We start from the raw sequence: 21,328 nt of genomic DNA on the forward strand, positions 1-21,328 counted from the left end.
CTGGAGATCCGCCATGTCCTCTGGCCCCCCGCCGCAGGGAGAGCCGCGCACCCACCTCGAGGAGCTCATCCACGGGCCGGTGTCCGCATCGTTCCTCCGTACTCTCAGGGCTTCCCTCTCCGACGACTCGGGTCCGCCCGGCCCCGACCCGGCAGACCGCGAGCCCCGGCTCCGGCGTCGGCTGCGCCGACTTGCCGATTCCCTGCCCCCGGGGCGGGAGTTGCTGGACCGGCCGGAGCAGCTGGGCGCACTGTTCGGCTGGGCCGCCGTCGCCGACCCGCCGTTGACCATGGTGCTCATCAACCACTACCTGTTGGCCCTCAACTCGATGGACCGGCTCGCTCCCGACCACGACCTGCTCAAGAGCCGCTTCGGAGCGATGGAGTCGGGTCGCGCCAAGGGCGTGTTCATGATCACCGAGGTCGGCCTCGCCAACAGTCATCTGGCGACGCGCACCACCGCCGAATTCGACCCCGTGAGCCGGGAGTTCGTTCTCGACAGCCCTGATCCGGCGGCGGCGAAGTTCACCGCCGGCACCCTGGACGACGGGCCGCTGATCGGCACAGCGCTCGCCCGGCTGGTGGTCGCCGGCGCCGACTGCGGGGTCTTCTCCTTCGTGGTGGACCTCGTCGACAAGGACGGTCTGCGGCCGGGAGTGGAGATGTCCGACACCATCGAACTCAGCGCTCTCCCGCTGGACTACGCGCAATTCCGGTTCCACAACCTCCGCCTCCCCTATGAGCACTGGCTGCGCGACAGCGCCGTCATCGACGCGGACGGCGTCTTCCGCGACCCGCTCGGCTCACCCGATCTGCGCCTGCAACGCACGCTCTGCGTCGGACAGGTCCTGTGGGCGGTGCTGCCGTCCGCGCTGGCAGCGATATCCCGGCAGTCCGCCGTACTGGCACTGCGCTACGCGCGCCGGCGCCGCACCCAGGGGCGGCTGGCGCCCGGCACTCCGCTGCTCGACTACCGCACCCAGCAACACGGCGTCCTGGGCGCCCTGGCCGAGGCGTTCGCGCTGACCTGCGCCGCCTCCCGGTCCCTGACCGTGCTGGCCGAGTCGGGAGTCGCGGCCGGCGACGGTGCGGTCCGGGAGGTCGACGGGCCGATGACCTTCGCACCCTGGTCGGCCGTCAGCAGACCGCTCTCCGCGTACAAGGCCCACACGGTCCGCGCGGCGGCCCGGATCACCGCCGACTGCCAGCGGCACTGCGGGTTCTCCGGGCATCTGGACGTCAACCGGCTGGCCGCCTATCACGGGTTCTCCCGCTCCTTCGACGCGGCCGGCGGCGACAGCCAACTGATCTTCTTCGACCTCGGTCGCGCGCTCCTCGACGAGGCACCCCGGCCCGACGAGCCGGCCGCCGGGCGCCCGAGCCCGGGCAGCCCCGATTGGTGGCCGTCCGTCCTCCGCTCGCACGAACAGCGGCTCACCGACCGACTGCGTCGCCTGCGCGACCGGAGCGCGCCGGGTGCGGACGAGTTCGCCGTCTGGAATCCGCTGCTCTCCGACGCCGGTGAGCTGGGCGAGACCTATGCCGCCCGGCTGGTCGCCGACGATGTGGCCCGCGCCGCGGCCGACCTGGGCGTCCGGCACCCGGAGTCGTCGGCCGCCGTATCCGCGCTGGCCGGTCTCTACGGTGCGGTGTCCGCGCGACGGCTGGCCGGCTCCCTGCTGACGGCCGGGACCCTCCGGTCGGCGGAGATCCGACAGCTGCCCGCGATCGTGGATCGGCTCTGCGACCGCCTGCTGCCTCACCTCGGCTCCCTTGAAGAGGAGTTCGGGTATCCGCAGGCGGTCGTGGGCGCGCCGCTCGGCGAACCCGACTTCAACAGTGCGCTGGCCGGCTCGCTCGGCTGGCACCGGGGAGGGCCCTCATGAACACGGACGCCGTACCGCCTCGGATCGGAATCTGGGGCACCGGCAGCTACCTGCCCAGCCGGATCCGTACCAACGAGGAGGTGGCCGAGGCGACCGGCGTCACGCCCGAGTGGATCCAGGAGCGCACCGGTGTCCGCTCACGCCACGTGGCGGCCGCCGAGGAGGCCGCCTCGGACCTGGCCGCGGCCGCCGTCCGGTCCGCCGCACACGCGGCCGGTGTCGACCCGACGGAGATCGGCCTGCTGGTGTGCGCCACCTCCACTCCCGACGAGCTGGGCCCGTCCACGGCCTGCCGCGTCCAGGGGCTGCTGAAGGCCGACCGGGCGGTGGCCCTCGATGTCAGCGCGGCCTGCTCCGGCTGGCTGTTCGCCGCCAAGGTCGCGCACGACTGGCTCCGCGAGGACCCCTCCAAGGGCTACGCCGCCGTCGTGGGGACCGAGGCGTACTCGAAGTTCCTCAACCCGACCGACCGGGGCACGGCCGTGCTCTTCGCGGACGGCGCGGCCGCGGCGATCCTGGGCCCGGTCCCCGAGCCGTACGGCTTCACCGACTTCACGTTCGGGTCGGACGGCTCGCTCGCCGACCTCGTCCTCATACCGGCCGGCGGCAGCCGCCGACCTGCCGATCCTGCCACCCTCCGGGACCGGGGGCACACGATCCAGATGGACGGACGAGCCGTCAGCCGGTTCATCAGGGACGTCTTCCCCCGGCTCGTCCACGACAGCCTCGAACGCAACGGACTCAAACTGCGGGACGTCGACCGCATCGTCACCCACCAGCCGAATCCGGTACTGCTGCGTGCTCTCGCGCAGCAGATCGGCATCCGCGACGAGCAGTTGGTCGTGGTGGGTGACGAGGTGGGCAACATCGGCGCGGCCAGTGCCCCGTACGCCCTCGCCACCGCCGCCCGGGGATCGCTCCGGCCCGGCGACACCGTTCTTGTCACCGTGTTCGGTGCCGGCATGACGTGGGGCAGTGCCCTGCTGACCTGGCACCGCCCTGAAGAGAGGCCGATCCCATGAGTACCTCCACCAACGCCCTGGACGCCTTCCGCCTCGAGGGCGCGCTCGCACTGGTCACCGGCGCGTCCCGGGGGATCGGCCGGGCCACCGCGGAAGCGCTTGCGGACGCGGGCTGCGATGTCGCGGTGGCGGCACGCAGCGTCGCGGCGCTCGACGACGTGGTCCGGGCCGTCCACGACCGGGGACGCAAGGCGCACGTGGTCGTCGGCGACCTGGCCGATCCGAACGCGGCCACCGCGATCGTCCACCAGGCGGCGGACGCCCTGGGCGGACTCGACGTCGTCGTCCACAACGCGGGCACCCTGCCGATGGCGGATGACCTGACGCCGGTGCTGACACCGTTCCAGAGCTCGGAGCAGCACCAGTGGGACACCGTCATGTCCGTCAACCTCGACGCCACCGCCGCGCTGTGCCGGGCCGTGCACCCCTACCTGGCCGGCTCCTCCCGGGCCAGCCTGCTGCTGATGTCGTCGGTGGCGGGCCTGATCGGTACGCCCATGATGGAGGCGTACGCGGTGACCAAGGCCGCCCAGGTCTCCCTCGCCCGGTCCCTCGGCGTCGGCTGGGCCCGGCAGGGCATCCGCGTCAACGCGCTCTGCCCCGGGTGGACCAGGACCGACATGACGGAGTTCGCCGCCGGTGCCGCACCGCTGTCCGACTGGCTGATCAGCCACGTTCCGATGGGGCGATGGGCCGAAGCCGACGAGGTGGCCCGCGTCGCGCTCTTCCTCGCGTCCCCCGCAGCCTCCTTCGTCACCGGCCAGGCCGTCGTCGTGGACGGCGGGCTGACCGTCCCCGACGGTGGCCTGGCCGGTATTCCCAAGCCGGCTTCGCCGTTCGCGGGGGCGTGACCGGCGTGCGCTTCGAGGAGACGACCGCCGTCATCACCGGGATAGGCGCCGGCCTGCCTGAACAGGTCCTCGACAACGCGGCCGTCATCGAGGCCGGCCGGCTCCGGACGACCGACGAGTGGATTCGAACGCGTACCGGCATCGTCCACCGACGGCGCGTCGCACCGGGCATCAGCACCGGAGACCTGGCCGTCGCCGCCGGCCGGGCGGCCATCTCCTCCGACGGCGGATCAGCCCCGGACCTGCTGGTGCTGGCCACCAGTACCCCGGACCAGCCCTGTCCGGCCACCGCACCGTACGTCGCCCACCGGCTCGGCCTCGGCACCGTTCCGGCCTTCGACGTCGGTGCGGTCTGCTCCGGCTTTCTCTACGCCCTCGCCACCGCCACCGCCCTCCTGCACAGCGGCCTGTGCAGGGCGCCGCTGGTCGTGGGAGCCGACACCTACTCCAGCATCGTCGATCCGACCGACCGTGACACCGCCGCCCTCTTCGGCGACGGGGCCGGCGCCGTCCTGCTGCGGCCCGGCCGGATCGACGCGCCGGGAGCGGTGCTGGCGGCCGCTCTCGGCGCCGACGGGAGCGGTCACCAGCTCATCGCCGTCCCCGGCGGGGGCTCCCGGCAACCGATGCACCTGCCCCAGGTCGACCCGAAGGCAACGACCTTCCGGATGCAGGGCCGCGAGGTCTACGCACATGCCGTCCGACGCATGGTGGCTTCCGCGCGCGAGGCGCTCGACCGTGCGGGCTGGCCGGCGGAGACCGTGGAGGCGTTCATCGGCCACCAGGCCAACCAGCGCATCCTCGACGCGGTCGCCCAGCGCCTCGGCATCGGCCCGGAGCACCGCTTCGGGAACATCCGCGACGTCGGGAACACGGCGGCAGCCTCCATTCCGCTGGTGATGGCCGATCCCACCACCCAGCGCGCCCTCACCCCCGGTCGGCGGACCTTGCTGACCGCCTTCGGTGGTGGCCTGACCTGGGCCTCCGTAGCACTGAACTGGCCCGCCACCGTCCCCCGGACCCGACCGCCGAGCCCGGAGTTCGACCTCACCCCACTCAGCAGCACCGACCTTCTGAGGAGCCACGCATGGACGCCGTCAGCCAGCACCTCGTCACCCTCCTGACCGAGAAGTTCGAGGTGCCCGCCGAGCACATCGACCCGCAAGCCACACTGGCGGACCTGGAGCTGGACTCCCTGGCCGTCGTCGAGCTCTACCTGACGCTCCAGGAGCGCTGGAACATCCCGCTGGACGAGAACGGGGCCGATGCGGAGCACACCGTCGACGCGATCGCCCGCCGGATCACCGAGCTGCTCGCGGCCGCTGCGACCGAATCCGAGGGCGCCTAGTGCGCGGGGCCGTCGTGGTGACCGGCACCGGACTGGTGACCCCGGGCGGCATCGGTACGGACGCGACCTGGTCGAGTGTGTGCGGCGGCCGCTCCGCCGCCCGTCCCGACCCCGAGCTCGTGGGCCTGCCGGTGGCCATCTCCTGCCGGGTGCCCGGTTTCGCACCGGACACGGTTCCGGTCCGCCAGCCCTGGCGCTATGACCGCAGCACCCTGCTCCTCCTCGCCGCCGCTCACGAGGCGATGGCCGACGCGGGCCTTTCCAGTGGCAGTTGGGACGGCACGCGGGTGGCCCTGGTGGTCGGCTCGGCCGCCGGTGGCATCGGCACCCTGGAGACCCAGCACCGCAGGCTGCTGTCCGGCGGCCCCACCAACGTGTCACCGCTCACCCTCACCGGATATCTCCCGAACATGGCCGCCGGCCACGTGGCGCTCGAACTGGGCATCAGGGGCCCGTCCCTGCAGACCTCCACCGCCTGCGCCTCGGGCGCCACGGCCGTCATCACCGCCGCCCTGCTGCTGGCGGCGGGCCAGTGCGACCTCGCGGTGGCCTGCGGCACCGACGCCATGGTCACCCCGCTGTGCGCCGCGGCCTTCGCGAAAATGGGCGCGCTCTCCCGCCGCGACCGCGATCCGGCCCGGGCCTCCCGCCCCTTCGACCGGGACCGCGACGGCTTCGTCCTGGCCGAAGGAGCGGGTGTCCTCATCCTCGAACGCGCCGAGCACGCCGCAGCGCGCCGGATCCGGCCGCACGCCACCCTGGCCGGCTACGCCACCACGAGCGACGCTCACCACGCCACCGCACCCGACCCACGCGGAACCGGCCTGCGCCGCGCCGTCACCACCGCCCTGGGCGCTGCGGATGCCACCCTCACCGAGGTCGACCACATCAACGCCCACGGCACCGGTACACCGCTCAACGACCGAGCCGAAGCCACCACGATCCGGGAGCTGTTCACCCGTCACACGCCCACCGTGACCTCCGCCAAAGGGTGCCTGGGGCACACCATGGGCGCTGCGGGAGCCATCGAGGCGGTCCTCACGGTTGCCAGCATCGTCCGGCAGACGGTTCCCCCGACCGCGAACTTCACGGCACCCGACGACCACACGGACCAGATCGACGTGGTCGCCGGTAGCGCACGTCCCCAGCAGATCGACCTGGCGTTGAGCCACTCCCTCGGCTTCGGGGGCCACAACACGGTGCTCGCCTTCACCCGCTAGTGGCACTTGCATGAAATCCGAATATCGCATATTCGTGTTCGGCGGCCGTCGGAGTGAATTATCCGATCCGGAGCGAAAGCATTGCCGAGCGATCGAAGATCATGCTTGTGTCATATGACGTGGCCGATTTTCAGGTGGAAGGCACCGATGAACCGCACCCGTATGTCCGAGCAACTGACAACCAGTGAGGAGTTGCCCGACGACGTGGTGGTGGCGACGAGCGTCGTGCATCCCGGCCGCGGTCGGATGGACTGTCCCGCGGCGCCGCTCCTGCGTGCCTGGCTGACAGACCGGGGCGTTCGCGCCGGGCTGGCTCCGCTGGAGCAGCCGCTCACGTCCGGCGGACCAGGCACGGCCTCGGTTCCCACGGTCAGCTATCTGGACCCGGACGGGCGGGCGGTGGGCCTGGCCGTCGCCGCGCGGAAACGGTACGCCGACCTCGCGCGGGAATGCGTCGACGAGTGGTCGGCGGTGCTGAGGACCCGGCGGGTCATCCTGCCGGCCTGGCCCGAGCGGGGGAGAGGCCGACGGGAGATCCGCGTACCGGGAGCCCGGGCCGCGGAGTGTGCCAAGGCAAGCAGGGCCTGGGCCTCGGCGCGGAGGTTCCGGGAGCGGGGGGACACGGTCCTGCTGCTCGGCCACGCGAACGGCCACCGGCAGGACCGTCCGGCAGCGGCCGACCCCGAGGGCTGTGTGACGGTGGCGGAGATGGCGGACCTGACGCGGCTCGGGGACCTGGACGGCAGTCGGTTGTCGTTCGTGATCCGCCCCTGTGCGCCGATCGAGGACGTGACCCCGCTGCTCCGGGCCCTGCGCGATCAGTTCCCGCTGCTCCGGGGCCAGCATCCCAGCGAGTGGTGCTACGTGATGTCGGACCGGCGCAGCAGCCTGCGGCTCGCGACGGAGGGGGCCGATCTGCTACTCGTCCTCGGCCGACCGGACGGCCCCCCGCCGACCCCCCGGGACTCGGTACCGGTCCGCTATCTGGCGTCACTCGGTGACCTTCAGCCCCAGCACCTGCTCAGGACCTACACCATCGCGGTGAGCGCGACGGAGTCGTCCACCCCGACCCCCGAGGAGCTCATCGGCGCACTGTCGGGCCTCGGGCCGCTGAGCGTGGTGAAGCACCGCGTGAGCAGCAGGATCACCAGCTCCGAGGCGGTGTTGGCACACGTCACGTCCTGACGGGCCATCAGCGGCCTTCGGGTGGGACGGTCCACCCTGGCGTCCGGGACGATCACATGGCAGAGTCCAGCACCGTCAGCTCCACTCCGGGGCGGGCCGCCACAAGCCGGTCCCGTCCCCACCGACCGGCCGGGAGACCACCACCGTGAGCACCCCACCCCAGGACCAGCCGCTCTGGCGGCCCGACCCCGCTCGCGCCGCCGCCACCCAGATCGTCGCCTTCCAGGCCTGGGCCGCCGAACACCACGGCGCCCCCGCCGCCCCGCTCGCGCCCACCGGCAGCGACGACGAGGCCGCCGCCCGGTACGCCGCCCTGCACGACTGGTCCATCGAGGACCTGCCCCGGTTCTGGGGCGCCGTCACCGAGTGGTTCGACGTCCGGTTCAGCACCGAGCCCGAGGCCGTGCTCACCGACCGTTCCATGCCCGGCGCCCGCTGGTTCCCCGGCGCCCGCCTCAACTACGCCGCCGAGGCCCTCCGCCGCGGCGAGGAAGAGAGCTACCGGGGCAAGCCCGCGATCCTCCACCTGGACGAGAGCGGCGAGCCGCCCACCGAGCTCAGCTGGGCCGAACTCCGCCGCCAGGTCGGCTCGTTGAGCGCCGCCCTGCGTGAACAGGGCATCCGCCCGGGCGACCGGGTGGCCGGCTACCTGCCGAACATCCCGGAGGCCGTGGTCGCCCTGCTGGCCACCGCCGCCGTCGGCGCCGTCTGGACCAGCTGCGCCCCCGACTTCGGCGCCCGCAGCGTGCTCGACCGCTTCCAGCAGCTCGAACCCGTCGCCCTGATCACCGTGGACGGCTACCACTACGGCGGCAAGAACCACGACCGCCGCGAGGTGGTCGCCGAACTGCGCCGCGAGCTCCCCTCCCTGCAGACCGTGGTGCACGTCCCGCTGCTCGGCACCGAGGCCCCCGCGGGCACCCTGCCCTGGAGCGCGCTGACCGCCGCCACTGCAACATCGGGAGCGGGCGAGCCGGTCTTCGAGCCCGTCCCGTTCGACCACCCGCTCTGGGTGCTCTACTCCTCCGGCACCACCGGCCTGCCCAAGCCCATCGTGCAGAGCCAGGGCGGCATCCTGGTCGAGCACCTCAAGCAGGCCGGCCTGCACCTCGACCTCGGCCCCGACGACCGGTTCTTCTGGTACACCTCCACCGGCTGGATGATGTGGAACTTCCTCATCGCCGGCCTGCTGGTCGGATCCACGATCGTCACCTACGACGGCAGCCCCGGCCACCCCGACACCGGCGCCCTCTGGTCGGTCGCCGCCCGCACCCGCGCCAACGTGCTCGGCACCTCCGCCGCGTACGTCATCGCCAGCCGCAAGGCCGACCTGCACCCCGGCCGCGACCTCGACCTCTCCGCCGTCCGCTGCATCGGCACCACCGGTTCGCCGCTGCCCCCCGACGGCTTCCAGTGGATCTACGACGAGGTCAAGCAGGACGTCTGGCTCGCCTCGGTCAGCGGCGGCACCGACGTCTGCTCCTGCTTCGTCGGCGGCGTCCCCACCCTCCCGGTCTACCTCGGCGAGATCCAGGCCCCCTGCCTCGGCTCCGCCGTCGAGGCCTGGGACGTCAGCGGCCACCCGCTCACCGACCAGGTCGGCGAACTGGTCGTCACCCAGCCGCTGCCCTCGATGCCGATCGGCTTCTGGGGCGACAAGGACGGCAGCCGCTACCACGACAGCTACTTCGACACCTACCCCGGCGTCTGGCGGCACGGCGACTGGATCACCGTCACCTCGCGCGGCACCGTGGTGATCCACGGCCGCTCCGACTCCACCCTCAACCGGCAGGGCGTCCGGATGGGCTCCGCCGACATCTACGAGGTGGTCGAGCGGCTCCCCGAGATCACCGAGTCCCTGGTGATCGGCCTGGAGGAGGCGGAGGGCGGCTACTGGATGCCGCTGTTCGTCGTGCTCGCCCCCGGCGCGACCCTGGACGAGGACCTGACCGGCCGGATCCGCAGCTCGCTGCGCACCGAACTGTCACCCCGTCACGTCCCCGACGAGGTGATCGCGGTGACCGGCCTGCCGCACACCCTCACCGGCAAGCGGATCGAGGTCCCGGTCAAGCGCCTGCTGGCCGGCACCCCGCTGGAGCAGGCCGTCAACCCCGGCTCCGTCGACAACCTCGACCACCTGCGGTTCTTCGAGCAGCTCGGCCGCGACCGCCGGGCCTGACCGGAAACGCCGAAGCGGCGCTCTCCACCCCCACGGGGAGAGCGCCGCTTCCGTTCTGGGGGCTACTCGCCGGACAGCACCTGCTGCGCCGCGGCCCGGGCCTCGTCCGCGGTGTCCGTCGCGCGGGCCGCCTCGGCCGCCCGCTGACACTGCGCCAGGGTGTACTTCGCCAGCGTCGAGCGCACGTACGGGATCGACGCCGCGCCCATCGACAGGCTGGTCACCCCGAGCCCGGTCAGCACACAGGCGAGCAGCGGGTCGGAGGCCGCCTCGCCGCAGACGCCACAGCTCTTGCCGACCGACTTCGCGGCCTCGGCCGAGAACGCCACCAGGTCGAGCAGCGCGGGCTGCCACGGGTCCTGGAGCCGGGCCAGCGCACCGACCTGGCGGTCCGCCGCGAAGGTGTACTGAGCGAGGTCGTTGGTGCCCAGCGAGAGGAACTCGACCTCGTTCAGGATCGAACGGGCCCGCAGCGCGGCGGAGGGGATCTCCACCATCGCGCCGAACTTCGCCTTCAGCCCGGCCTCCCGGCAGGCGTCGGCGAAGGCCCGGGCATCCACCCGGTCGGCCACCATCGGGGCCATCACCTCGAGGTACACCGGCAGACCCTCGGCAGCCTTGGCCAGCGCGCGCAGCTGAGTCTGCATCACCTCGGGGTTCTCCAGCAGCGTGCGCAGCCCGCGCACACCGAGCGCAGGGTTGGGCTCGTCCGCCGGGGTGAGGAAGTCCAGCGGCTTGTCCGCGCCGGCGTCCAGCGCCCGCACCACCACCCGGCCCTCCGGGAAGGCCTCCAGCACCTTGCGGTACGCCTCGATCTGCTTCTGCTCGCTCGGCGCCTTCGCCGAGTCGTCCAGGAACAGGAACTCGGTGCGGAACAGCCCGACGCCCTCGGCACCGTTCTCCAGCGCGGCCGGCAGGTCCGCTGGGCCGCCGATGTTGGCGAGCAGCGGCACCTTGTGCCCGTCCGAGGTCTGCCCCGGACCGGAGGAGGACGAGAGCGCGGCCCGCCGCTCGGCGGCGACCCGGCGCAGCTCGGCCTGCTTCTCCTCGGACGGATCGATCAGCACCTCGCCGGTGGAGCCGTCGACCGCGACCACGACACCCTCGGGCAGATCGGTGGCACCGGGCATGGCGACCACGGCGGGCACGCCCATCGCCCGGGCCAGGATGGCGCTGTGGCTGGTCGGCCCGCCCTCCTCGGTCACGAAGCCGAGCACCAGGGTCGGGTCCAGCAGCGCGGTGTCGGCGGGCGCCAGGTCCCGGGCGAACAGCACGTACGGCTCGTCGCTGTCCGGCACACCCGGCATCGGCACACCGAGCAGCCGCGCCACGATCCGGTTCCGCACGTCGTCCAGGTCGGCGACCCGGCCGGCCAGGTAGTCCCCGGCAGCGGCGAGCAGCGCCCGGTACGCGGCGAAGGCGTCGTACACGCCCCGCTCGGCGCTGCTGCCGACGGTGATCCGACGGTTCACGTCGGCGATCAGCTCCGGGTCCTGCGCCATCAGCGCCTGGGCCTCCAGCACGGCCTGCGCCTCGCCACCCGCCAGGTTGCCACGGGCGATCAGGTCCGCCGCGACGGCGTCCACGGCCGCTTGGGCCCGAGCCTGCTCACGAGGCGCGTCCGCAGTGGGGATCTGGGTGGCCGGCGGCTCCAGCACGGCCGTGCCCATGTGCCGGACCTGGCCGATCGCGACACCGTGGCTGACACCTACGCCTCGCAGCGCCTGTTCCATTGTGGGTTCCTTTCACCCGGGTACTGGCCGAGCCGTCCCACCCCGGATCGCGGGGCGGGACGGCGCGTTACGTCTTCTCGGTCCGTCAGTTCCAGATGAACAGGTCGCCGTCGACGGCGATGTCACCGGCCTCGACCACCCCGGACAGCGCGTCCGGCGAAGCCTCCAGCGCGACGATCGGGGAGATCGGCGACTTGCCGGCCTTCTCGACCTCGGCAGGGTTCCAGCGGATGACCGCCTGGCCACGGGTGACCGTGTCGCCCTTCGCCACCAGCAGCTCGAAGCCCTCGCCGTTGAGCTGAACGGTGTCGATGCCCAGGTGCGTCAGCACCCCGTGGCCATCGGCGTCCACCACCACGAAGGCGTGCGGGTGCATGGAGACGACGACGCCGTCCACCGGAGCGACCGCCTCGGTCGGCTCCCGCACCGGATCGATGGCGGTGCCGGGGCCCACCATCGCACCGGCGAAGACGGGGTCGGGCACCGCGGCGAGCCCGACGGCGCGACCAGCCAGCGGCGAGGTCACAGTGGTCATGGTGGAGCCTCCCAGGTACGGAGCACAGCGTGCCGCCGCGGACAGCGGCGGAGTGATCGTGCTGAAGCCTAAATCATGTCAACTACGGACATTTCGTAATCGGCCGCTGGGACGGGTCCCGACCGGCGGTCCGACGCCCGTGCTGCACGTTTGCCGCTGCGTACCGTCATCGTCCCTGCTGGCAGGGGCTTGTTGGGGTACGAGTGGTCTAGTCCTCTTGGTCAACGCGCCGCACTCTACGCCATGCGGGTGAGCCACGACGATCGCGCCGATCGGGCGGCATAGAGGGGTGTGAGCGCAGCGTGCTGGGCCGATCGGGTGAGGGGCAGGCGAGGTCCGGCGCGGCTCGATTAGGCACTCCGCTGCGGAAGGGCTATGGTTTGTCGAGTCGCCGCAAGACGGTGATGAACACCAGATGACGGACTCGCAAAACTTCGGCTAAAACGAAGCAAACGGATCTGCTAAGCTGGGAAACACGAACGAAGCGCCCGGAGGGTCCGCCTGATAAGCGACTCGAAGGAAGTGTCCGTTCCTTGAGAACTCAACAGCGTGCCAAAAGTCAACGCCAGATATGTTGACATCCCCGGCCTCACCGTTTGGTGGGGTTGGAGATTCCTTTATGAAGTAAAACACTAGCGAGGACGCAGTGCGCGGGGCCGCCTATTCCGGTGGTTGCCGTGCCGCTCTTCCGAAGTGGTTACCCGATTACGGGTAGACATTCACGGAGAGTTTGATCCTGGCTCAGGACGAACGCTGGCGGCGTGCTTAACACATGCAAGTCGAACGATGAAGCTCTTCGGAGTGGATTAGTGGCGAACGGGTGAGTAACACGTGGGAAATCTGCCCTGCACTCTGGGACAAGCCTTGGAAACGAGGTCTAATACCGGATATGACCTTCCTCTGCATGGGGGTTGGTGGAAAGCTCCGGCGGTGCAGGATGATCCCGCGGCCTATCAGCTTGTTGGTGGGGTAATGGCCTACCAAGGCGACGACGGGTAGCCGGCCTGAGAGGGCGACCGGCCACACTGGGACTGAGACACGGCCCAGACTCCTACGGGAGGCAGCAGTGGGGAATATTGCACAATGGGCGAAAGCCTGATGCAGCGACGCCGCGTGAGGGATGACGGCCTTCGGGTTGTAAACCTCTTTCAGCAGGGAAGAAGCGCAAGTGACGGTACCTGCAGAAGAAGCACCGGCTAACTACGTGCCAGCAGCCGCGGTAATACGTAGGGTGCGAGCGTTGTCCGGAATTATTGGGCGTAAAGAGCTCGTAGGCGGCTTGTCGCGTCGGTTGTGAAAGCCCGGGGCTTAACCCCGGGTCTGCATTCGATACGGGCAGGCTTGAGTGTGGTAGGGGAGATCGGAATTCCTGGTGTAGCGGTGAAATGCGCAGATATCAGGAGGAACACCGGTGGCGAAGGCGGATCTCTGGGCCATTACTGACGCTGAGGAGCGAAAGCGTGGGGAGCGAACAGGATTAGATACCCTGGTAGTCCACGCCGTAAACGTTGGGAACTAGGTGTTGGCGACATTCCACGTCGTCGGTGCCGCAGCTAACGCATTAAGTTCCCCGCCTGGGGAGTACGGCCGCAAGGCTAAAACTCAAAGGAATTGACGGGGGCCCGCACAAGCAGCGGAGCATGTGGCTTAATTCGACGCAACGCGAAGAACCTTACCAAGGCTTGACATATACCGGAAACGGCTAGAGATAGTCGCCCCCTTGTGGTCGGTATACAGGTGGTGCATGGTTGTCGTCAGCTCGTGTCGTGAGATGTTGGGTTAAGTCCCGCAACGAGCGCAACCCTTGTTCTGTGTTGCCAGCATGCCTTTCGGGGTGATGGGGACTCACAGGAGACTGCCGGGGTCAACTCGGAGGAAGGTGGGGACGACGTCAAATCATCATGCCCCTTATGTCTTGGGCTGCACACGTGCTACAATGGTCGGTACAAAGGGCTGCGATGCCGCGAGGCGGAGCGAATCCCAAAAAGCCGGCCTCAGTTCGGATTGGGGTCTGCAACTCGACCCCATGAAGTTGGAGTTGCTAGTAATCGCAGATCAGCATGCTGCGGTGAATACGTTCCCGGGCCTTGTACACACCGCCCGTCACGTCACGAAAGTCGGTAACACCCGAAGCCGGTGGCCTAACCCGTAAGGGGAGGAGCCGTCGAAGGTGGGACCAGCGATTGGGACGAAGTCGTAACAAGGTAGCCGTACCGGAAGGTGCGGCTGGATCACCTCCTTTCTAAGGAGCACATAGCCGGATGTGAGCGAATGTCTCACACGGTTGCTCATGGGTGGAACGTTGACTATTCGGCACACACGGTCTGTTGGCCTCACTAGTACTGCACTTCGGTGCGTGGAAAGTAAAGCTGACGAGGTTGGGTGTGTCGGGCACGTTGTTGGGTCCTGAGGGAACGGCCGGAAGGCTGTTGCTTCAGTGCCGGTCCTACTTGAGGACATTCCGATAAGGGGTGCCGAGGGTGGGTGTCTGGTCGTTGTTTGAGAACTGCACAGTGGACGCGAGCATCTGTGGCCAAGTTTTTAAGGGCGCACGGTGGATGCCTTGGCACTAGGAACCGATGAAGGACGTGGGAGGCCACGATAGTCCCCGGGGAGCCGTCAACCAGGCTTTGATCCGGGGGTTTCCGAATGGGGAAACCCGGCAGTCGTCATGGGCTGTCACCCGCACCTGAACACATAGGGTGTGTGGAGGGAACGAGGGGAAGTGAAACATCTCAGTACCCTCAGGAAGAGAAAACAACCGTGATTCCGGGAGTAGTGGCGAGCGAAACCGGATGAGGCTAAACCGTTTTGGTGTGAGACCCGGCAGGGGTTGCCAGAGCGGGGTCGTGGGAAAGTTCTTGATCGGTCTGCCGGCCGGTCGGTGAGTCAGAAACCGTATGGATAGTCGAAGGACATGCGAAAGGTCCGGCGTAGAGGGTAAGACCCCCGTAGACGAAATCTGTGCGGCTCACTTGAGCTTCTCCCAAGTAGCACGGAGCCCGAGAAATTCCGTGTGAATCTGGCGGGACCACCCGCTAAGCCTAAATATTCCCTAGTGACCGATAGCGGATAGTACCGTGAGGGAATGGTGAAAAGTACCGCGGGAGCGGAGTGAAATAGTACCTGAAACCGTGTGCCTACAAGCCGTGGGAGCGTCGGACATGCAGCTTGCTGTGTGTCTCGTGACTGCGTGCCTTTTGAAGAATGAGCCTGCGAGTTTGCGGTGTGTAGCGAGGTTAACCCGTGTGGGGTAGCCGTAGCGAAAGCGAGTCCGAATAGGGCGTCTGAGTTGCATGCCCAAGACCCGAAGCGGAGTGATCTAGCCATGGGCAGGTTGAAGCGGAGGTAAGACTTCGTGGAGGACCGAACCCACCAGGGTTGAAAACCTGGGGGATGACCTGTGGTTAGGGGTGAAAGGCCAATCAAACTCCGTGATAGCTGGTTCTCCCCGAAATGCATTTAGGTGCAGCGTCACGTGTTTCTTGCCGGAGGTAGAGCACTGGATAGGCGATGGGCCTCACCGGGTTACTGACCTTAGCCAAACTCCGAATGCCGGTAAGTGAGAGCGTGGCAGTGAGACTGTGGGGGATAAGCTCCATGGTCGAGAGGGAAACAGCCCAGAACACCGACTAAGGTCCCTAAGCGTGTGCTAAGTGGGAAAGGATGTGGAGTCGCAGAGACAACCAGGAGGTTGGCTTAGAAGCAGCCACCCTTGAAAGAGTGCGTAATAGCTCACTGGTCAAGTGATTCCGCGCCGACAATGTAGCGGGGCTCAAGTACACCACCGAAGTCGTGTCATTGCAGCTATAGGGCCAACGCCCGCTGTGATGGGTAGGGGAGCGTCGTGTGCCGGGTGAAGCAGCGGAGGAATCCAGTTGTGGACGGTTCACGAGTGAGAATGCAGGCATGAGTAGCGATACAAGAGTGGGAAACTCTTGCGCCGATTGACCAAGGGTTCCTGGGTCAAGCTGATCTGCCCAGGGTAAGTCGGGACCTAAGGCGAGGCCGACAGGCGTAGTCGATGGACAACGGGTTGATATTCCCGTACCCGCTTTGAAGCGCCAACGTCGAACCAGGTAATGCTAAAGCCGCGAAGCCGGCCCGGAGTCTTCGGACAAAGGGACGTGGTGGAGCCGCTGAACCAAGTCTGTAGTAGGTGAGCGATGGGGTGACGCAGGAAGGTAGTCCAGCCCGGGCGGTGGTTGTCCCGGGGTAAGGGTGTAGGCCGAGTGATAGGCAAATCCGTCACTCATTAAGGCTGAGACCTGATGCCGAGCCGATTGTGGTGAAGTGGATGATCCTATGCTGTCGAGAAAAGCCTCTAGCGAGTTTCATGGCGGCCCGTACCCCAAACCGACTCAGGTGGTCAGGTAGAGAATACCGAGGCGTTCGGGTGAACTATGGTTAAGGAACTCGGCAAAATGCCCCCGTAACTTCGGGAGAAGGGGGGCCGGAACTGGTGATGAGTCTTGCACTCTGAGCTGGGGCCGGCCGCAGAGACCAGCGAGAAGCGACTGTTTACTAAAAACACAGGTCCGTGCGAAGCCGTAAGGCGATGTATACGGACTGACGCCTGCCCGGTGCTGGAACGTTAAGGGGACCGGTTAGTCAATCTTCGGGTTGGCGAAGCTGAGAACTTAAGCGCCAGTAAACGGCGGTGGTAACTATAACCATCCTAAGGTAGCGAAATTCCTTGTCGGGTAAGTTCCGACCTGCACGAATGGCGTAACGACTTCTCGACTGTCTCAACCATAGGCCCGGTGAAATTGCATTACGAGTAAAGATGCTCGTTTCGCGCAGCAGGACGGAAAGACCCCGGGACCTTTACTATAGCTTGATATTGGTGTTCGGTTCGGCTTGTGTAGGATAGGTGGGAGACTTTGAAGCAGCAACGCCAGTTGTTGTGGAGTCGTCGTTGAAATACCACTCTGGTCGTGCTGGATGTCTAACCTGGGTCCGTGATCCGGATCAGGGACAGTGTCTGGTGGGTAGTTTAACTGGGGCGGTTGCCTCCTAAAGAGTAACGGAGGCGCCCAAAGGTTCCCTCAGCCTGGTTGGCAATCAGGTGTTGAGTGTAAGTGCACAAGGGAGCTTGACTGTGAGACCGACGGGTCGAGCAGGGACGAAAGTCGGGACTAGTGATCCGGCGGTGGCTTGTGGAAGCGCCGTCGCTCAACGGATAAAAGGTACCCCGGGGATAACAGGCTGATCTTCCCCAAGAGTCCATATCGACGGGATGGTTTGGCACCTCGATGTCGGCTCGTCGCATCCTGGGGCTGGAGTAGGTCCCAAGGGTTGGGCTGTTCGCCCATTAAAGCGGTACGCGAGCTGGGTTTAGAACGTCGTGAGACAGTTCGGTCCCTATCCGCTGTGCGCGTAGGAATATTGAGAAGGGCTGTCCCTAGTACGAGAGGACCGGGACGGACGAACCTCTGGTGTGCCAGTTGTTCTGCCAAGGGCATGGCTGGTTGGCTACGTTCGGGAGGGATAACCGCTGAAAGCATCTAAGCGGGAAGCCTGCTTCGAGATGAATATTCCCACCTCCTTGAGAGGGTAAGGCTCCCAGTAGACGACTGGGTTGATAGGCCGGATGTGGAAGCCCTGTAAGGGGTGGAGCTGACCGGTACTAATAGGCCGAGGGCTTGTCCTCAGTTGCTCGCGTCCACTGTGTTGTTCTGAAACAACGACCCCACACCGTTTGGTCACGGGTGTGGTGCGGTCATACAGTTTCATAGTGTTTCGGTGGTCATAGCGTGAGGGAAACGCCCGGTTACATTCCGAACCCGGAAGCTAAGCCTCATAGCGCCGATGGTACTGCAGGGGGGACCCTGTGGGAGAGTAGGACGCCGCCGAACAATCATTCAGAGAAGCCCCTCATCCTCACCGGATGGGGGGCTTTTCTGTTGTAGGGTCAGTGCCGCAACGTTTTACGTACCGTACAGGGAGGCCCCCGAGTGGAGGTCCAGGAGACGCGCGTCCAGACCGACCGCGTCCTCACCATCCCCAACCTGCTGAGCATGGGCCGGCTGGTGGGCGTTCCGATCTTCCTGTGGCTGATTCTCTGGCCGGTGTTCGACGGGCCCAACAACGACGGTTGGGCGATCGCCATCCTGATGCTGAGCGGGATCAGTGACTATCTGGACGGGAAGCTGGCCCGGCGGTGGGGGCAGATCAGCCGGCTCGGTCAGATCCTGGATCCGGCGGCGGACCGGCTGTTTGTGCTGTCGACGCTGGTCGGGCTGACCTGGCGGGGGATTCTGCCGTGGTGGGTCACCGCGTTGCTGCTGGCGCGGGAGGTTTTTATCGGTGCGTTGTTGCCGATTCTGAGCAAGCACCGGTACGGGCCGTTGCAGGTGAGTTTTCTCGGCAAGGCGGCGACCTTCAATCTGATGTACGGCTTTCCGCTTCTGCTGCTGGGTGACGGCTCGGGCTGGCTGGCCGACACGGCCGGCGTGGTGAGTTGGGCGTTCATCTGGTGGGGAACGGTGCTCTACTGGTGGGCGGGCATCCTCTACGCGGTGCAGGCCAGACAACTGGTGAAGGCGGACGCCGCGGCGGCCGCGGGCTGAGCCTGCCGGTACCCGTAGGGCACCCTTTGCGTGCCCTTAGCGCGCAGCACACACCCCCTGATGGGGCGTGGGACGAGACGAGTCCCACGCCCCATCGGTGCGTCGGGAGGGGGTTACCGGGTAGAGATGCCTTCGGAACGGTTTGATGGAACCCCGTGCAGGGGCATTCCAGAGCCGCGAAGGAGGACGCACCCGATATGAAAGCCGTTGTGATGGCAGGGGGCGAGGGAACTCGCCTTCGCCCGATGACCTCGAGCATGCCCAAACCACTGCTACCGGTGGCGAACCGCCCGATCATGGAGCATGTGCTGAGGCTGCTGAAGCGTCACGGCCTCACCGACACCGTGGTCACCGTCCAGTTCCTCGCCTCGCTGGTGAAGAACTACTTCGGTGACGGCGAAGAGCTGGGCATGCACCTCACCTATGCGAACGAGGAGACCCCGCTCGGTACGGCGGGCAGCGTCAAGAACGCGGAGGACGCGCTCCGGGACGACTCCTTTCTGGTGATCTCCGGTGACGCGCTGACCGACTTCGACCTCACCGACCTGATCGCGTTCCACCGGCGCAAGGGTGCGCTGGTGACGGTCTGTCTGACCCGGGTGCCCAATCCGCTGGAGTTCGGGATCACCATCACCGACGACGAGGGCCGGGTGGAGCGGTTCCTGGAGAAGCCGACCTGGGGTCAGGTCTTCTCGGACACCGTGAACACCGGTATCTACGTGATGGAGCCGGAGGTCTTCGACTACGTCGCCGCGGGCGAGTCGGTGGACTGGTCGAGCGATGTGTTCCCGCAGTTGCTCAAGGAGGGCAAGCCGGTCTTCGGGTACGTCGCCGAGGGCTACTGGGAGGACGTGGGCACCCACGAGAGCTACGGCAAGGCGCAGGCCGACGTCCTGGAGGGCAAGGTCGACGTCGAGCTGGACGGCTTCGAGATCTCCCCGGGGGTCTGGATCGCCGAGGGCGCGGAGGTGGACCCCGAGGCGATCCTGCGCGGGCCGCTGTACATCGGGGACTACGCCAAGGTCGAGGCCGGGGTGGAGCTGCGCGAGCACACCGTGCTGGGCAGCAACGTGGTCGTCAAGCGCGGTGCGTTCCTGCACAAGGCGGTGATCCACGACAACGTGTACATCGGGCCGCAGTGCAACCTGCGCGGCTGCGTGGTCGGCAAGAACACCGATGTGATGCGGGCCGCCCGGATCGAGGACGGGGCGGTGATCGGTGACGAGTGCCTGATCGGCGAGGAGTCGATCATCTCGGGCAACGTCCGGGTCTACCCGTTCAAGACGATCGAGGCCGGGGCCTTCGTCAACACCTCGGTGATCTGGGAGTCGCGGGGCCAGGAGCACCTGTTCGGGGTGCGCGGCGTCTCCGGCATCCTGAACGTCGAGATCACCCCTGAGCTCGCGGTCAAGCTGGCCGGTGCGTACGCCACCACGTTGAAGAAGGGGGCCACCGTCACCATCGCGCGTGACCACTCGCGTGGTGCGCGGGCGCTCAAGCGGGCGATGATCTCGGCGCTGCAGACCAGTGCGATCGACGTCCGCGACCTGGAGAACGTGCCGCTGCCGGTGGCGCGTCAGCACACCGCCAGGGGCAGTGCGGGCGGGATCTTCCTGCGCACCTCGCCGGGGGTGCCGGATTCGCTGGACATCCTGTTCTTCGATGAGCGCGGTGCCGACCTGTCGCAGGCCGGGCAGCGCAAGCTGGACCGGGTCTACGCCCGGCAGGAGTACCGGCGGGCGTTCCCCGGGGAGATCGGGGACCTGTCGCACCCGGGCAGCGTCTTCGACTCGTACGCGGGTAATCTGCTGCGGGCGGTCGACACCACGGGGGTCCGGGAGGCCGGGCTCAAGGTGGTGGTGGACGCCGCGCACGGCAGTGCCGGGCTGGTGCTGCCGAGCATCCTGGGCCGGCTCGGGGTCGAGGCGCTGACCGTCAGCGGCGGCCTGGACGAGGCGCGGCCGACCGAGGACGCCGAGTCGCGGCGGGCCGGGCTGGCCCGGCTGGGCGAGCTGGTGGCTTCCTCGCGGGCGGCGTTCGGGGTGCGGTTCGACCCGGTCGGGGAGCGGGTCTCCTTCGTGGACGAGCTGGGGCGGGTGATCGGGGACGACCGGGCGCTGCTGGTGCTGCTGGACCTGGTCGCGGCCGAGCGCCGGAGCGGGCAGGTGGCGCTGCCGGTGACGACGACGCGGATCGCCGAGCAGGTCGCGGCGTACCACGGCACCCAGGTCACCTGGACCAGCACCTCGCCGGACGACCTGGCCAAGGCGGCCTCGGCGGAGGGCACGGTGTTCGGCGGTGACGGGCGCGGCGGCTTCATCGTGCCGGAGTTCAGCGGGGTGCTGGACGGCGCGGCGGCCTTCGTCCGGCTGGTCGGCCTGGTGGCCAGGACGCAGCTGACGCTCAGCCAGATCGACGCCCGGATCCCGCAGGCGCACATCCAGCGCCGGGACATCGCGACGCCGTGGGCGGCCAAGGGCATGGTGATGCGTTCGGTGGTCGAGGCGGCGGGCAGCCGGCGGCTGGACACCACCGACGGCGTCCGGGTGGTCGAGCCGGACGGGCGGTGGACGCTGGTGCTCCCCGACCCGGCCGAGGCGGTCACCCACCTGTGGGCCGAGGGCCCGGACGACGAGGCCACCCAGCTGTTGCTGGACGAGTGGGCGGCCGTGGTGGACGGCGCCGGCCGGTAGCGGAAAGCTCGGGGCGGGTGGCTGCGGCCACCCGCCCCGTTCGCGTTCCCGGGACCGGACGATCACGATCGGGTGGTCATTCGGCGCGTGTACGGCGGGGGGAGT

Annotated in this window: 12 protein-coding genes and 3 rRNA genes; 13 read left to right on the forward strand and 2 right to left on the reverse strand. The window is 67.9% G+C overall.

Annotated features, from left to right (window positions below; genetic code table 11):
• Window positions 1-13 precede the first annotated feature (13 nt).
• From F4556_RS31840 to F4556_RS31875, 8 genes are all read left to right on the forward strand, one after another.
• Window positions 14-1,885 (forward strand): acyl-CoA dehydrogenase family protein, encoded by a 1,872-nt coding sequence (locus tag F4556_RS31840; RefSeq protein ID WP_184922348.1) that lies wholly within the window; start codon window positions 14-16, stop codon window positions 1,883-1,885.
• Window positions 1,882-2,907, forward strand: a complete 1,026-nt coding sequence (locus tag F4556_RS31845) for a 3-oxoacyl-ACP synthase III family protein (RefSeq protein WP_184922349.1) — start codon at window positions 1,882-1,884, stop codon at window positions 2,905-2,907. The genes F4556_RS31840 and F4556_RS31845 overlap by 4 nt, the downstream gene beginning before the upstream one ends.
• Complete coding sequence (locus F4556_RS31850) at window positions 2,904-3,758, forward strand: SDR family NAD(P)-dependent oxidoreductase (protein ID WP_184922351.1); 855 nt, start codon at window positions 2,904-2,906, stop codon at window positions 3,756-3,758. Before F4556_RS31845 ends, F4556_RS31850 begins: the two co-directional genes overlap by 4 nt.
• Window positions 3,755-4,882: a beta-ketoacyl-ACP synthase III gene (locus F4556_RS31855; protein WP_376775759.1), complete on the forward strand. Its 1,128-nt coding sequence runs from the start codon at window positions 3,755-3,757 to the stop codon at window positions 4,880-4,882. The genes F4556_RS31850 and F4556_RS31855 overlap by 4 nt, the downstream gene beginning before the upstream one ends.
• The gene (locus F4556_RS31860) at window positions 4,846-5,106 is read left to right on the forward strand and encodes an acyl carrier protein (protein ID WP_184922353.1); all 261 of its coding nucleotides are present in this window, start codon (window positions 4,846-4,848) and stop codon (window positions 5,104-5,106) included. Before F4556_RS31855 ends, F4556_RS31860 begins: the two co-directional genes overlap by 37 nt.
• The gene (locus F4556_RS31865) at window positions 5,106-6,326 is read left to right on the forward strand and encodes a beta-ketoacyl-[acyl-carrier-protein] synthase family protein (RefSeq protein WP_184922356.1); all 1,221 of its coding nucleotides are present in this window, start codon (window positions 5,106-5,108) and stop codon (window positions 6,324-6,326) included. The genes F4556_RS31860 and F4556_RS31865 overlap by 1 nt, the downstream gene beginning before the upstream one ends.
• A gap of 147 nt (window positions 6,327-6,473) precedes the next feature.
• Complete coding sequence (locus F4556_RS31870; protein WP_184922358.1) at window positions 6,474-7,511, forward strand: hypothetical protein; 1,038 nt, start codon at window positions 6,474-6,476, stop codon at window positions 7,509-7,511.
• Window positions 7,512-7,656: 145 nt separating this feature from the next.
• Entirely contained in the window at window positions 7,657-9,690 is a 2,034-nt protein-coding gene (locus F4556_RS31875; RefSeq protein ID WP_184922360.1) for an acetoacetate--CoA ligase, read from the forward strand.
• 62 nt (window positions 9,691-9,752) lie between these two features.
• Here F4556_RS31875 and ptsP read toward each other — a convergent pair whose 3' ends face one another.
• Window positions 9,753-11,423 (reverse strand): phosphoenolpyruvate--protein phosphotransferase, encoded by a 1,671-nt coding sequence (gene ptsP / locus F4556_RS31880; protein WP_184922362.1) that lies wholly within the window; start codon window positions 11,421-11,423, stop codon window positions 9,753-9,755.
• Between the two features lie 85 nt (window positions 11,424-11,508).
• Window positions 11,509-11,958 (reverse strand): PTS sugar transporter subunit IIA, encoded by a 450-nt coding sequence (locus F4556_RS31885; protein WP_184922364.1) that lies wholly within the window; start codon window positions 11,956-11,958, stop codon window positions 11,509-11,511.
• Between the two features lie 718 nt (window positions 11,959-12,676).
• Here F4556_RS31885 and F4556_RS31890 point away from each other — a divergent pair.
• The 5 genes from F4556_RS31890 to F4556_RS31910 all read left to right on the forward strand — a co-directional run bounded on the left by F4556_RS31890 (window position 12,677) and on the right by F4556_RS31910 (window position 21,223).
• A 16S ribosomal RNA gene (locus F4556_RS31890) occupies window positions 12,677-14,200 on the forward strand.
• Between the two features lie 289 nt (window positions 14,201-14,489).
• Window positions 14,490-17,611 (forward strand): 23S ribosomal RNA (locus F4556_RS31895).
• Window positions 17,612-17,699: 88 nt separating this feature from the next.
• A 5S ribosomal RNA gene (rrf, locus tag F4556_RS31900) occupies window positions 17,700-17,816 on the forward strand.
• The 16S, 23S and 5S rRNA genes sit together here, the layout of an rRNA operon.
• A gap of 99 nt (window positions 17,817-17,915) precedes the next feature.
• Window positions 17,916-18,530 (forward strand): cardiolipin synthase ClsA, encoded by a 615-nt coding sequence (gene clsA / locus F4556_RS31905; RefSeq protein WP_184922366.1) that lies wholly within the window; start codon window positions 17,916-17,918, stop codon window positions 18,528-18,530.
• A gap of 197 nt (window positions 18,531-18,727) precedes the next feature.
• Window positions 18,728-21,223 carry a mannose-1-phosphate guanyltransferase gene (locus F4556_RS31910; RefSeq protein WP_184922368.1) on the forward strand — a complete coding sequence of 832 codons (2,496 nt, stop codon included), beginning with the start codon at window positions 18,728-18,730 and terminating at the stop codon, window positions 21,221-21,223.
• Window positions 21,224-21,328 lie beyond the last annotated feature (105 nt).

Source organism: Kitasatospora gansuensis (assembly GCF_014203705.1).
GTDB classification, from domain to species: Bacteria; Actinomycetota; Actinomycetes; order Streptomycetales; family Streptomycetaceae; genus Kitasatospora; species Kitasatospora gansuensis.

Excerpts from the sequence above, each read along its gene's own strand:
- F4556_RS31840 (WP_184922348.1), top strand. The coding sequence starts at position 14 with ATGTCCTCTGGCCCCCCGCCGCAGGGAGAGCCGCGCACCCACCTCGAG.
- F4556_RS31845 (WP_184922349.1), top strand. The coding sequence starts at position 1,882 with ATGAACACGGACGCCGTACCGCCTCGGATCGGAATCTGGGGCACCGGC.
- F4556_RS31850 (WP_184922351.1), top strand. The coding sequence starts at position 2,904 with ATGAGTACCTCCACCAACGCCCTGGACGCCTTCCGCCTCGAGGGCGCG.
- F4556_RS31860 (WP_184922353.1), top strand. The coding sequence starts at position 4,846 with ATGGACGCCGTCAGCCAGCACCTCGTCACCCTCCTGACCGAGAAGTTC.
- F4556_RS31870 (WP_184922358.1), top strand. The coding sequence starts at position 6,474 with ATGAACCGCACCCGTATGTCCGAGCAACTGACAACCAGTGAGGAGTTG.
- ptsP (WP_184922362.1), bottom strand. The coding sequence starts at position 11,423 with ATGGAACAGGCGCTGCGAGGCGTAGGTGTCAGCCACGGTGTCGCGATC.
- F4556_RS31885 (WP_184922364.1), bottom strand. The coding sequence starts at position 11,958 with ATGACCACTGTGACCTCGCCGCTGGCTGGTCGCGCCGTCGGGCTCGCC.
- F4556_RS31910 (WP_184922368.1), top strand. The coding sequence starts at position 18,728 with ATGAAAGCCGTTGTGATGGCAGGGGGCGAGGGAACTCGCCTTCGCCCG.